This is a genomic window from Bradyrhizobium mercantei, from assembly GCF_001982635.1.
Taxonomy (GTDB): Bacteria; Pseudomonadota; Alphaproteobacteria; order Rhizobiales; family Xanthobacteraceae; genus Bradyrhizobium; species Bradyrhizobium mercantei.
Window position 1 is genome coordinate 386,193 of record NZ_MKFI01000001.1, and the last position, 12,433, is coordinate 398,625.

The 12,433-nt window shown below is 63.2% G+C and carries 12 protein-coding genes; 5 read left to right on the top strand and 7 right to left on the bottom strand.

Annotated features, from left to right (window positions below):
• Positions 1–102: 102 nt before the first annotated feature.
• A complete protein-coding gene (locus BI327_RS01870) occupies positions 103–756 on the bottom strand; it encodes a glutathione S-transferase family protein (RefSeq protein WP_076858110.1) in 654 nt (217 codons plus the stop codon).
• A gap of 119 nt (positions 757–875) precedes the next feature.
• On the opposite strand from BI327_RS01870, the gene BI327_RS01875 reads away from it, so the two are divergent.
• The 3 genes from BI327_RS01875 (at position 876) to BI327_RS41440 (ending at position 4,184) form a co-directional block, all read left to right on the top strand.
• Entirely contained in the window at positions 876–1,553 is a 678-nt protein-coding gene (locus BI327_RS01875; RefSeq protein WP_076858111.1) for a DUF599 domain-containing protein, read from the top strand.
• Between the two features lie 1,397 nt (positions 1,554–2,950).
• Positions 2,951–3,667: a hypothetical protein gene (locus BI327_RS01890; protein WP_076858116.1), complete on the top strand. Its 717-nt coding sequence runs from the start codon at positions 2,951–2,953 to the stop codon at positions 3,665–3,667.
• 202 nt (positions 3,668–3,869) lie between these two features.
• Positions 3,870–4,184: a hypothetical protein gene (locus BI327_RS41440; protein ID WP_143271509.1), complete on the top strand. Its 315-nt coding sequence runs from the start codon at positions 3,870–3,872 to the stop codon at positions 4,182–4,184.
• Between the two features lie 192 nt (positions 4,185–4,376).
• On the opposite strand, the gene BI327_RS01895 is transcribed toward BI327_RS41440, so the two are convergent.
• The 5 genes from BI327_RS01895 to BI327_RS01915 all read right to left on the bottom strand — a co-directional run bounded on the left by BI327_RS01895 (position 4,377) and on the right by BI327_RS01915 (position 10,501).
• Positions 4,377–5,285 carry a hypothetical protein gene (locus BI327_RS01895; protein ID WP_076858118.1) on the bottom strand — a complete coding sequence of 303 codons (909 nt, stop codon included), beginning with the start codon at positions 5,283–5,285 and terminating at the stop codon, positions 4,377–4,379.
• Positions 5,286–5,470: 185 nt separating this feature from the next.
• On the bottom strand, positions 5,471–6,256 hold the full coding sequence (locus BI327_RS01900) for an aldo/keto reductase (RefSeq protein WP_076858120.1): 786 nt from the start codon (positions 6,254–6,256) through the stop codon (positions 5,471–5,473).
• Between the two features lie 72 nt (positions 6,257–6,328).
• Positions 6,329–7,678, bottom strand: a complete 1,350-nt coding sequence (locus tag BI327_RS01905; RefSeq protein WP_076858122.1) for a cytochrome-c peroxidase — start codon at positions 7,676–7,678, stop codon at positions 6,329–6,331.
• 24 nt (positions 7,679–7,702) lie between these two features.
• The gene (locus tag BI327_RS01910) at positions 7,703–9,397 is read right to left on the bottom strand and encodes a phospholipase C (protein WP_076858124.1); all 1,695 of its coding nucleotides are present in this window, start codon (positions 9,395–9,397) and stop codon (positions 7,703–7,705) included.
• 198 nt (positions 9,398–9,595) lie between these two features.
• Entirely contained in the window at positions 9,596–10,501 is a 906-nt protein-coding gene (locus tag BI327_RS01915; RefSeq protein WP_076858125.1) for an AraC family transcriptional regulator, read from the bottom strand.
• A 109-nt stretch (positions 10,502–10,610) separates the two neighbouring features.
• Between BI327_RS01915 and BI327_RS01920 the strand changes: the two genes are divergently transcribed.
• Both BI327_RS01920 and BI327_RS01925 read left to right on the top strand, forming a co-directional pair.
• The gene (locus tag BI327_RS01920; protein WP_076858126.1) at positions 10,611–11,360 is read left to right on the top strand and encodes an SDR family oxidoreductase; all 750 of its coding nucleotides are present in this window, start codon (positions 10,611–10,613) and stop codon (positions 11,358–11,360) included.
• A 95-nt stretch (positions 11,361–11,455) separates the two neighbouring features.
• Entirely contained in the window at positions 11,456–11,842 is a 387-nt protein-coding gene (locus BI327_RS01925) for a YybH family protein (protein WP_083741882.1), read from the top strand.
• Positions 11,843–11,999: 157 nt separating this feature from the next.
• Here BI327_RS01925 and BI327_RS01930 read toward each other — a convergent pair whose 3' ends face one another.
• Positions 12,000–12,371, bottom strand: coding sequence for a cupin domain-containing protein (locus tag BI327_RS01930; RefSeq protein WP_076858128.1), 372 nt, complete (start codon positions 12,369–12,371; stop codon positions 12,000–12,002).
• Positions 12,372–12,433: the final 62 nt, after the last annotated feature.

Below are 12,433 nucleotides of genomic sequence, written 5' to 3' on the forward strand. Positions count from 1 at the left end.
CACGACTTGCAAAACCAGCCGTTCGGATTCGACGCCTTCGGCCCCGCGGCGTCAAGCCGCGATCTTTGCCGCCGTTGTCACAATTCGGCAGTGCTGCGACCGTCAGGCATCCTCGAATCGCTCGATCCGCAGCGTCTCGGCAAGGCCGTCGCGGGTCCATTCCTGGAATGCCGGAAGCGCCATCATGGCGTCGACATAATGCTTCGCCTCGGGCTTCACCGGGATCGCGTAGGTGCGGAAGCGATGCACCACGGGCGCGTACATCGCATCCGCTGCGGAGAAGGCCCCGAACAGGAACGGGCCCTGCTTGCCATAGCGCGCATAGCAATCGGCCCAGATCTCCTCGATGCGCGCGACATTGGCCCGCGCATCGTCCGACAGCGCGACGGCGCGGATCGGCCGGTGCAGGTTCATGCCGCATTCACTGCGCAGCGGCACGAAGCCGGAGTGCATCTCGGCCGAGATCGCGCGGGCGTGTGCGCGCGCGGCACGGTCCGCCGGCCACAGCTTGGCCTCGGGGAATTTCTCGGCGAGATATTCGATGATCGCGAGCGAGTCCCACACCGTGACGTCGCCGTCGATCAGCGTCGGCACCTTGCCGGCCTTGCTGAAGGAGAGGATGCGGTCCTTGTCGGTCTGGTCGGTGTAGAGCGGAACGAAGATTTCCTCGAACGGGATGTCGTTGGCGCGCAGCGCGAGCCACGGGCGCATCGACCATGACGAATAGTTCTTGTTGCCGATGACGAGCTTGAGCATTGGTTGGGGAATCCTGTTGCCAGCGTAGTTTGCCATAGTGCATTGCACGCGTTCAACCTGTACATCACGCAGGATGCGGGCGCGGAGCGGCTGCCCGCGCGTTCACGAAGGAAGGCCCCATGACCGGCTATTGGGCCGACATCCTAGCCGTCAGTTTCTTTGCGCTGGAGTGGCTAGTCTACGCCATCACGCTGGAGCACACCGCGTATGGGCGCGACAGCCTGTCGGCGCGGATGCATGTCTATCGCGAGATCTGGGTCAGGAACCTGCTCCACCGCGACGCGCGGATGGTCGACATGCAGATCATGGCCTCCTTGCAGAACGGCACCGCGTTCTTTGCCTCCACCAGCCTGATTGCGATCGGCGGCGCGCTGGCGCTGCTGCGCGCCACCAGCGACGCGCTCGCCGTGCTCGGTGCGTTGCCGGTCAACCTCACGCCCTCGCCTGCCTTGTGGGAGATCAAGTGCATCGGGCTGATCCTGATCTTCATCTACACCTTCTTCAAATTCGCCTGGGCCTATCGCCTGTTCAACTATGTCGCGATCCTGTTCGGCGCGATGCCGCCGGCCGGCCAGCGCGATACGCCCGAGGCGGAGGCCCATGTGATCCGCACCACCCGCCTGTTCGAGACCGCGGGCCGGCACTTCAACCGCGGTCAGCGCGCGTTCTTCTTCGCGCTCGGCTATCTCGGCTGGTTCGTCAGCCCGTGGGTGCTGCTCGCCACCACCGCCGCGGTCGTGATCGTGATCTGGCGCCGGCAGTTCGCCTCGAACGCCTGGCAGGCGATGGGAAGTTGAAGCCGAGCCTTCCGTTGCCATGGTGTTCACCGGCGCACGGTGATTTCCGGCATTGATCTCACGTCGTCCCTGCGAAAGCAGGGACCCATAACCACGGCTTTAGGTAAGGGCGCGACGCTGCGGCCCATGCATCGTACAACGCGAAGATCGGTGGTTACGGGTCCCGGCTCGCGCTTCGCTTGGCCGGGATGCGACGCGCAGTTTCGAGTGACACCCCTGGGCAATTCCGGGATTGACTGGGAATGGGTGGGAAGTGGCGGATTTGCAAAGGCTTAGCCGAGCGGCGGCGCACTTTCACAATAGGCCGCCGTGCAAGATCGAATGTCACCAGGGCCGCGCGGCGTACACAAAAACATCGATAAATCGCGCGGCGACGATACGAACTCGACTTGCGGCTGCGAACGTCGCGAGTCCGAGTTGAAAGTCCTTTAAAGCAAGCACAAGTCCGAGCTTCAGCGCTGCATGCGGCGGCGAAACTCGGACTCGAACCTGCGCTCCGTCAGGCTAACAGCGGGGAGCGATCTTGAGGCTAATTTGCTGCCGCTTATGGACGCTCCGCGAATAACGAATCAACCAGTCCGTTTATTCTGGAAACTGGTTGCACGCCCCTCCGTTACCATCGAGCACCAAAAGGGCAGCCTTGCCGATCTGGACATACTCAAAATCAGTACAGCCACGCGACACGCTCTCGAACGAGCGCTTATAGGTCGGCCAATTGTCCGACGGTACCTCTAACCCGGATCTCTCGCACCCTGCCAATTCACCCCACACTTGTTGTCCAACGCCGGTGGCAGCTCCCTGCCTAATTCCCGGCCTGTGTGACCAATTGACGGTCATGCACAACACAGCATAGTTGCAGGTCTTTCTTGCATCCCTGCAGCGAGCCTGCACTTCCGTCGTGCTTATCAAGGCCAAGTTGATTCCGAAAAGGAGACCCAGGGCCACCCCACGCCTAAGCATCACGATCACTCCCCAAATAGTCCTTGCCAAGCTGAAATATCGAGAAACAATTTTCAATACCATCACTCCTGGACATCAGCCAATGGTTGTTCGCCCGGTCGATAGGCAAAGCCGGGGTCGACACCTTCGGGCACCATGACAGTCCGCCCACTGACGATATGCGGCATAAGGCGCGACGGAGCTCGGCGCGCGGATGCGTCTGGCCGCTTCCTGTGCAGTCCTTGCGTAGCAGCGGCGGGTCGGCGAAACAGAGACTGATCGTCGTGCGGATCTCCCTGCCAGGGTTGGCCAGCGGTGGCAGCGTTTCGCGACGCTGTTGCCCCCAACACTGGCGGGGCTGCATTCATTTGAATAGACCTTATCGAGGAAGGGGGAACGAAAAACCACGACAGGTGTCAGCGCCAATGTTTTCGCCGACTTCTATTTTGGAGGCCTAGATGGCAGATGATAAAAAAGACCGGGGATTGGCTTTTGCCAAGGATGCCGTTGTGTTGGTCCCGCTAGTGGGATCGGCTTTAGCCATGTCATGGGAGGTTGGCTCCTTCTTCCCAATTGGCTTGTCAGCGTTCTCTCTCTTCAGTGTCACTGAGCATCTGGCGTTTGCGATTCCGGCACTTCCATTTGCCATCTTCACAGCGGTTTCTCTGCTCGTGGGCGATGTTGTCTCAGATTCAATTATTCGCTTCCAGAACCCGATCGAGGCAACCAAGAAGGAGACGCGAAAGCGACCAGCTCGAGTTAGGTGGTTTCGTATCCTCGTTCCCGCTATCGGAATTCTGTTCGCTTCGATTGCCTTCTACTTTAACCCCTCAGCCACCTATGTGGCGTGCGTCGTGGCGCTCGTGCTCATGGCGCTCACGTTTGGGTTCGAGATCGATCCAGCGACGCGCATCCGTGTCATTATGCTGGGCGCTGGCTCGGCCATTCTTATCTTCTCTTTTGCTTTGGGAGTCGATTCTATGAGACAGGTCCTCAACAAAGCGTCCGAAACGACGCTTGAGACCACCGGCGGAACGTTATCGGCAATCATGGTGAGAAGCGGCGAACGCGGCATTTTGATCTACGAGCGCTCGCGGCTAAGGTTTGATTTCGTCAAGTGGGATTCGATCAAATCCACGAGCTGGCAACGCAAACAGCTGACTTTCTTCAGATAGCAACTGATCAGTGTCCCTGACACGCGTCAGGGTTACGCATCCCGGTCGCGCCCCCACAATGTGGCGGCATGTCGGGACAGAAACCAAATTGATCCTTTGCAATCGTCGCGCTGAATTCGTCGGCCGTGGCCACGGGTGTTTGCGCACGGTGTCGGCGCGGAGATCGCCTTCAATTCGGCGGGCCGCGCCGCCGACTGGGACCATGCTGTCGCCGCTCGGTGCGGACGGCCTGGCCAAGACAGTCGACGAGCGTGGCCCGTACAAGGTCGCCGATGGGGGAGCCGACATGGGTTCGGCGCCGGATTCGATCAGCGAACGAATTGTCTTGACCCGGACCGGCAGCGGCCAAGGTGTCGGTAACGGCGGCGGTTATCATGCGTCTGGTGTGCTGCAATTCCGGACACCTAACGCAACGGATTATCCGGTTTTGGAAATTTTAAGGGCCTACGTATGCGTCCTGATGGAGTATCGATCGCGCAGACATCAACCGGATTCCGGGGGGGGCCTACGCCGATGACTGGTCTTACGTTCTTTACCTCAACGGGAAATATCGCCAGTGGCGACATGGTCCTCTACGGCATCCGCCGGTGACTTTGAGCGGCGATCAGGCGGCCTAGGGCCGCCCGCTGGCGGGGTGACAAACAAGCTTGCGTAGGGTGCCATTCGTTTTTGCGCGCGACACGGGACCACAGCGGTTATTGCGCCCGCCCTACGAGGCAAAATCGCGGGGGCTGAAATCGAGATCGAGCACCTTCCATTCGCCGTAGCGATCCCGCGGCAGCATCGCGTAGGGCTGGCAGGCCTGCAGTGCTTCGGTCGCGCTCTTGAGCAGCAGCGGCCCCTTTTCGGATGCGGTGGCTTCGATCAGTACGGGCGATGAGGCAAGCTTGCCGTCGGGCTTCATGAACACCCTGAGCTTGACCCTGACGTCGTCGCCCGTGCTCAGCGTTGGCGGCAGCTTCAAGCAGGTCTTCAGATGGCGGCGGAATTCGGCGGCCACGCTGGAGCCGACGTCGGCCTGCTCGGTGGCGGCGGCGTCGAAATTATCCTTGCCGGGACCGGGGCCGGACGGCGCGTCGGCCGGCGGCTTCACGGAGATGTCGGGCGGCAGGCCGAGCATGACATTGTATTTGACGGACAGGTCAGGCTCGGGCTTGGCGTAGGCCGGCGGTGACGGCGCCGCCTGTTGCGGCGTGGTTGGCTGGGGCGTCATCGGCTGCGGCGTCGGTTGCATCTGAGGCGCCGGTGTCGCGGACGGTGGTTCAGCCGCGGCATGTTGCGGACTAGGGCTGGGCTTGGGCGCCGGCGGCGTCTGCTTCTGTGCCTGCGGCGGATTCTGCTGTGGCGCGGGCGCCTGCGCCGCGGGTTCGGGCTTGGCTGAGTCCACGGGCTTGTCGAGCGACGGCAATCGCAGTTCGGGGGTCGGCGACGGGCTGGGCACCGGATCGGGCGTCACCTCCGAGTTGGCGACCTCCTGCGGCGTCACGATCTCGACCGGCACCGTGTCAGCGGCGACGGGATCGAACTGATGGACCTCCGAATACAGGAAAATCAGCCCGAGCAGCATCAGGTGCACGAACACCGACGCCATCAGATCCGCGTTTGGCCGAAACTTCATCCCACTCGATCACGTCGGTGATGTCTCCCCGCCGGCAATAATACCGGCCGGAACCCGCCTGCCTCAATCCCCATTCGGTCCAAAGCGGCAATCGGCCAGCGGGCAATAGCATGATCCGGATCAGGGCCCAGCCATTTTTCCGCGACCTGCTGCCCAGGCGACGACCCGATGCGCCACGGGGCCAGTCAGCGCGCCTCAGCGCTCCCCATCGCCGAGATCTCGGCCATGTCCTGATCCGACAGCTCGAAATCGAAGATGTCGAGGTTTTCCTGGAGCCGCTCGAGCTTCGAGGTGCGCGGGATCGCGGACACATTCTGTTGCACCAGCCAGCGCAGGGAGATTTGGGCTGATGTCTTGCGATAGCGGTCGCCGATCCGCGCCAGCGCGCGATCGCCCTTGACCCGCCCTTTCGCGATCGGGCTGTAGGCGACGAACGCCATGCCGTGGCGCGCGCAGGCCCCGATCACATCGGCCTGGTCCAGATATGGATGGTATTCGACCTGGTCGCAGGCGAGCGGCTCGGGGCACGCCGCCACCGCCTCCCCGATCAGCGCCGCATTGAAGTTCGAGACCCCGATATGCCGCGCCAGCCCGGCCTGCTTGACCCGCGCCAGCGCGCCGAGCGTCTCGGCTAGCGGCACCTGCGAACTGGGCCAATGCAGCAGCAACAGGTCGACCTCGGTCAGCCGCAGCCGCGCCAGGCTCTCCTTCGCGGCGCGATCGAGATCCTTCGCCATGAAATGCGTGGTCCAGATCTTGGTGGTGACGAACACCTCGTCGCGCTTGACGCCGGAGGCACGCAGCCCCTCGCCGACCTCGCGCTCATTGTCATAGATCTCGGCGGTGTCGATGTGCCGGTAGCCGAGCCGCAGCGCCTGCTCGACAATGCGCGCGCAGGTCCGTCCGCGCAGCTCCCATGTCCCAAGCCCGATCGCGGGGATCTTGGCGCCGTTGCCTTCGACGACATTCATGCGGCCATTATGCGCGCATGACCAGGACCTGCCAACTCACGGTTCGGTTCCGCGGTGGACCGCCACTGCGGCTTACCGCTCCGGCTGGTAACCGTCGGTCAACGTCTTCAGGAAGGCGATGATGTCGGCCTCGTCCTGCGCCGTCATCGCCGGCGTGTCGCCGAGATGGCGCTCGAACGGCGGATCGCTGACGTCGACATTGCCGTGATACTTCTCGGGCAGGTCGTCGTATTTCCGCACCGTCCCGTCGGCGGCACGCGGGAACACCTTCTCCGGATTGGTATCGCGGAAATTATAGAAATCGAGCACCTGCTCGAGGCTGGTGAAGACGCCGTTGTGGAAGAACACGCGGCGCGTTGCCGTGTTGCGCAGGGTCGGCGTCAGAAACATCCCGCAATATTGCGTCTGCTCGGCGATGTCGGTGCGGTACGGGCCGCAGACTCCGAGGTCGAAATGATCGGGATCGCCGTTGCCGGCGAGCGCTGTGTTGCGCGGCGCGCCGAGTGCCTCATACTGATGGTCGGTGAACAGCGGCGGCAGGCCGTCGCGGGTCGGCTGCGAGGTATGACAACCGCCGCAATTGGCCTTCTCCGGATCGTTGAACAGTTGCAGGCCGCGCAGCTCGCTCTCGTTCAGCCGCGCCCTGCCCTCCAGCCAGTAGTCGAACTTGCTGCTGTAGGGATGGAAGCTCGGCTCCTCCACCTGATAGCGCGCAACCGCGAACATCGCTTCCGCGACCAGTAGCCGCGTATTGTCGAAGACACCAGCGCCGAACAGTTCGGCAAAGCGCGGCGCATAGCTCGCCTGGCGCAGCTTCTGCGCCACCACCTCGATGCTGCCGCCGTCCATCTCGTTGGGATCGAGCAGCGGGAAGATCGCCTGGTCCTGCAGCGTGTCGGCGCGGCCGTCCCAGAACAGTCCGCCCTGCGGCACGATGTTGACCGCGGACGCAGCGGTGCCGGTCGCGACCTTCTTGGCGCGCGCCGCCTGCTGGCCGAGCGCGGCCAGTTGCGCAAAGTCGACGACGTTGTCGTCCTCGTCCTTCTCGGGCCCGATGCTGAAATTCGGCTGCCGCTCGAGATAGGTCAGGCCGGGCACGGCGCGCGTCCCTTGCCGGGATTGCGTGGGCCCGCCGAGCATCACCGGCCCGTCATTGGGCGGGCCATAGGCGTGGTCCGGGCTGTGACAGGATGCGCATGACAATGCGCCCGACGACGACAGCGACGCATCGAAGAAAATCTTCTGGCCGAGCTGCGCCATCGCGGACAGCGGGGCCACAGGCGGACGCCTGAGCTGCACCGGGTTCGGGTTGGTCCCCGGAAGCTGCTTTGCATCCGGAAGCTGCTGCGTTTCGACTGCCGCAACGGCGCCGGCCATGCAGAGCAGGCCGGCGCCGAGAAGCCACAGAATGCGGCCGTTCATATGACGTCCAGTGTTCCCAGAGCGTTAGTGGTGGTGATGCTCATCCGGCGGGCTGACAATCACCGTGCCGGCGGTCGGATCGAGGAACAGCGTGTCCTGACGGTACTCGTGGTCCTGACCATGGCCGCGTTCGAAGTCGAACATGTCGGCGATCGATTCGACCTTCTCGTCGAACGAGCCGCCGCCGAGACGCTGGCCGTGCAGCCAGTTGTCCTCGATGAAACGCACCACGGAGGCCTGCGAAATCATCGTGTGGCTGACGTAGTTCCGCTTCGCGAAGGGCGAGATCACCAGGAACGGGGTACGCGTGCCGGGACCGCAGCGGCCGTTCACCGGCTTGCCTTCGAGACCGTTCGGCTGCGTCTGCTTGCCGATGCCGCGGCCGCACTGGCCGGGACCGTTGACCTGGTCGGCGGTCGGATCATACGAGGCGGTGATCGGTGCGACGTACTGGTGGTCGTACCAGCCGTCGGAGTCGTCATAGGTGACGATGACCGCGGTTTCGCCCCACTCCTTCTGCTTCTGCAGGAAGTTGATCAGCTCGACATTGCCCGCCTGCTCGTCGAGCGGATCGGAATTGCCGGGATGACCGTCCTGATAGGCCGGCATCTTGATGTAGGACACGGCCGGGAAGTTGCCGGCCTTCACCGAGGCGTAGAAGTCCTCGAGGTCGTAGGCATGATTGGCCGGATCGACCGTCTTGCTGCCGGGCACGTAGGTGTGGCCGACCGCATTGACCGAGCTCGGACGCGCATGGGTCGGGTTGGCGGTCGACTTGTAGTACTGGAACCAAGCGTGGTGCGGGATGTAGTCCACGATGGTGCCGTTGACGTTGCTCGAGAACGTGCTGCGGCCGCAATTGGTGGTGCCGTTGCTGTTCTTGAGCGTCAGGTCGAAGCCGCCCATGAAGCTGCCCCAGCTGATCTGCTCGGCGTTGAGCAGGTCGCCGATGTTCTTGCTGGTCATCAGGACCTGGCTGGTCGTGCTCGAGCAGGAGTCGTAGGCGGGGTCGGTATCGCCGATCAGGGTCAGGCCGCCCTGGCCGTCGGCGATCGACGACGACGTGCCGACGATGTTCTGCGCACCGTTGGTCTGACCGGACACCACCTCGATCGCGCCGGGCGTCGACGGACCGAAGGTATCGGTCCAGTTGTTGTCGCTCATCGCGAAGTTCTGGGCGTAGTTCCAGAACGCGGTGACGGTGTTGCCGTCGAAATAGCCCATCACCTGCCCGTTGGTGCCGAAGGCGCCGACGCCGCCGGCGGTGCCGCGGCCCGTGAACTCCGGAAACAGGTCTTCCTTGCCGTTGTCCACCGCCTGCTGCTCGGGCGTGTAGGCGTGGTTCTGCGACTTGGTGTTGGCCTGGGTGCGGTCGAGACGGAACGGATTGGTCGCGCCGGTGCCGTTGGCCGGGTTGAGGTTCGGATTGTTGGTCAGCAGTCCGGCGTTGGCGAGGTTGTTCACCTTCGGCGTATGCGGCTTCGCAGTGAAGGGAATGGAGCCGGTCGGATTGGCCGCATTCGGGTAGGTCGCGAAGTAATGATCGAACGAGCGGTTCTCGTTGAAGATGACGACGAGATGCTTGATCGGCGTTGCAGTGTGGATGTCGTGCGGATGACGATGATCGTGATCCCTGTCGTCGTGCGCGGCAGCGCTGCACGCAATTGCAGCGGCAGCAACCAGACAGACTCCGACCGTCGAAAGAAATTTGGCTTTCACGTAGTGCCCCTTGATTTTACAGATTTATGACGTCGACCTGCGACAAGTTAGCCATCGCCGATGACAGCCCTGTGTAAGTTTTGTGCGAGCAACACATCGACACAACGATTCATCATCACGCGTTCGATTCACGCGTCGGTTGCAGCGACTGCGAGCGATGATTGAATCGATCTTGATCTCGATGACGAGGGACGCGCGTCACGAGCCGATCTGCCCGCGCGCATATTGCGTCGGCGACAGTCCGACGTGGCGCGTGAACGCAACGCTGAACGCGCTTGCCGAACCGTAGCCAACGCGCTCCGCGATTTCGGCGATGCCGCTTTCACTCCGACGCAGCATGTTCTTGGCCATCGCCATGCGCCAGGCCAGCAGATACTCCATCGGTGCAACGCCGACGGCGCGGCTGAACCGCTCGAAGAAGGCCGAGCGCGACAGCGCCGCCTGCTTCGCCAGTTGCGCGACGGTCCACGCCCGCGTCGGGCTCTCATGCATCCGCCGGATCGCAACCGCGAGGCGCTCGTCGGCGAGCCCGCGCACCAGGCCGGGCGACGCAGCGGTGCCGGCGGTCGAGCGCAGCGCCTCGATCAGGAGAACCTCGAGCAGACGTGCCAGAACGACTTCGCGCGCGGGACGCCGTTCGCGGAATTCGTCCCGTACGAACTGCATCAAGGTAGCGAGCCGCGGTTCGCCGCGCACATGCACCAGTTCGGGAAGCAGCGACACCAGGAGACCTGCGTCCGGCGAGCCGAAGCTGCAATGGCCGACCAGCATCCGCAGGTCGGTCGGGCCGTGCTGGTCCCCGATTCTGAACTCTCCGGTGGCGAGCGCGACGTGAGGCGTGACGGCACCCGCCCCGGGAGGCGGCGTGAGACTCGACATCGCAACGTCGTGAGCCGCGGGCATCAGGATGAAGTCGCCAGCGCCCAGCTCGATCGTTTGGTCGTCGTCGACCTCAAGCCGGCACCCGCCCTCGAGCACCACGCAATAAAAAGGGTGCCCGACATCGGAGCGGCGGACCTGCCACGCCCCGGCGCCGACCACCGCCTTCGAAAACCCTGCGCTCGGCTGGAGCAGCGTGACGACCTCTGCAAGCGGGTCGATCATATCCGGACTCCTGCAAATGACTCTTGGACTATCAAACATAGAGGGTCCGGCCACTGACACCTATCGTCTGTGCCGGTCAAATCACTTCCAAGAGCCCCCAGAGAACACCATGCACACCATCTTGATCACCGGATGCTCGTCCGGCTTCGGACTTGAAACCGCGAAATACTTTCTCGACCGCGACTGGAACGTCGTCGCCACCATGCGCACGCCGCGCGAGGATCTGCTGCCGCGATCGGCGCATCTGCGCGTGCTTGCGCTCGACGTCAGCGATCCCGAGAGCATCCGCCGGGCCGTCGAGGCCGCGGGACCGATCGACGCCCTCGTCAACAACGCCGGCTTCGGCGCGGCATCGCCGTTCGAGGCCACGCCGATGGCGACGATCCGCGAGCTGTTCGAGACCAACACGTTCGGTACCATGGCCTTGACGCAGGCGGTGCTGCCGCAGTTCAGGCAGCGCGGGTCCGGCGTTGTCGTCAACGTCACCTCGACCGTGACGCTGAAATCGATTCCGCTGATCGCGTCCTACACCGCGACCAAGGCGGCGGTGAACGCGTTCACCGAGTCGATGGCGCTGGAGCTCGCGCAATTCGGCGTGCGCGCATGCCTGGTGCTGCCGGGCCGTTCGCCGGAAACGCGGTTCGGCGATACCGCACGCACCCGTGTGCAAGGTCTCGACCACGAGGCCTATGCCGACCTCGTCGAGAGCGTCTTCGCACGCTTTGGCGAAGCCGGGCCGGTCACCTATGCAAAGGATGTGGCCGAAGCGGTGTGGCGCGCGGTGACCGATCCGTCGAGCCCGATGCGCATCCCCGCCGGTGCCGACGCCGTGATCTGGGCGGCGGAGAGCCGCGCCTAGCGACGGAGATCACCATGCAAGACGAATGCGTTGCCCCGGTCACCGGGGGCCAATCAGCGAAGCGGTCTCCGGATCACAGGGGATAGAGAGCAGACATGCCCGCAAACACGCCACAGGCTTGCATGGCCGACTTTACCGCAACGTTGATCGAGAGGGACATCGATTCCGCGCTGACGTTTCTCACCGATGACGTCGTGCTGTTCTACAGCAACGGGACGGCGATATCAGGCAAGGAGGTGTTTTCCGCCACGATGCAAGCCAACTGGAGGCTGGTTGAAGACTACGAGTACTCCACCCTGGACTCGATCTGGATCACGCAATCCGACAGCTCGGCCGCCGTCATCTACAGCTTCGCATGGACAGCCAAAGTCCGCGGCGAGAACGTTGGCGGCGGTGGCCGAGGAACCAGAGTGTTCCGCAAGGAGCACTCTGGCTGGCTCTTGGCGCACGAGCATCTGAGCACGGGGCAATGGAGGCCCTAGTCCTTCATTCCCGTAATCGAGGCGCTGACCGCCCGGGGATCGCGCTGCGGCCCGCGGCCGCTTTCCACCTGCGCCAGGAATTCGCCGACGATCCGGTTGTATTCGTCGGGCTCCTCGATGTTGATGGCGTGGCAAGCAGCCCCGCTGCGGCTGATTGTTACTGAACGACTTCGGTCAAAGGTTTGCCCTTGTCGACCACGAAGACGTTGATCAGCTTCAGCGTCTTGTCGCCGCCGATCTTGAAACCCGCATGCGGCACGCCGCGCTGGTTGATCACGCCGGCGCCGGTGGGCAATTCTCTTTGTGAACCATCCGGCAGGAGCAAGGTCGCTCCCTGAATGACATAGACGATCTCCTCGCCATGATGCGTGTGGCGCGGGAGACTTTCTCCCGGCGGGACCTCGAGATAGACCTCAATGGCTTCCATGTTGGTCCCGGCCACGTCGGCGCGCTTCAATTCCTTGCGGACGATCTCAGCGTGAGCTGTGGTGGCAGAAGCGAGCAACAGCAGTACGGCAATACGCAGCATGGCAATGTCCTCCCCATTGAAAATGTCACCCCGGGCCGGCGCATCGGTTGCGCACGCGCCAG

Coding starts and splice junctions, on each gene's coding strand:
- BI327_RS41440 (WP_143271509.1), top strand. CDS start 3,870: ATGCTGTCGCCGCTCGGTGCGGACGGCCTGGCCAAGACAGTCGACGAG.
- BI327_RS01870 (WP_076858110.1), bottom strand. CDS start 756: ATGCTCAAGCTCGTCATCGGCAACAAGAACTATTCGTCATGGTCGATG.
- BI327_RS01900 (WP_076858120.1), bottom strand. CDS start 6,256: ATGAATGTCGTCGAAGGCAACGGCGCCAAGATCCCCGCGATCGGGCTT.
- BI327_RS01925 (WP_083741882.1), top strand. CDS start 11,456: ATGCCCGCAAACACGCCACAGGCTTGCATGGCCGACTTTACCGCAACG.
- BI327_RS01930 (WP_076858128.1), bottom strand. CDS start 12,371: ATGCTGCGTATTGCCGTACTGCTGTTGCTCGCTTCTGCCACCACAGCT.
- BI327_RS01905 (WP_076858122.1), bottom strand. CDS start 7,678: ATGAACGGCCGCATTCTGTGGCTTCTCGGCGCCGGCCTGCTCTGCATG.
- BI327_RS01890 (WP_076858116.1), top strand. CDS start 2,951: ATGGCAGATGATAAAAAAGACCGGGGATTGGCTTTTGCCAAGGATGCC.
- BI327_RS01875 (WP_076858111.1), top strand. CDS start 876: ATGACCGGCTATTGGGCCGACATCCTAGCCGTCAGTTTCTTTGCGCTG.
- BI327_RS01915 (WP_076858125.1), bottom strand. CDS start 10,501: ATGATCGACCCGCTTGCAGAGGTCGTCACGCTGCTCCAGCCGAGCGCA.
- BI327_RS01920 (WP_076858126.1), top strand. CDS start 10,611: ATGCACACCATCTTGATCACCGGATGCTCGTCCGGCTTCGGACTTGAA.
- BI327_RS01895 (WP_076858118.1), bottom strand. CDS start 5,285: ATGAAGTTTCGGCCAAACGCGGATCTGATGGCGTCGGTGTTCGTGCAC.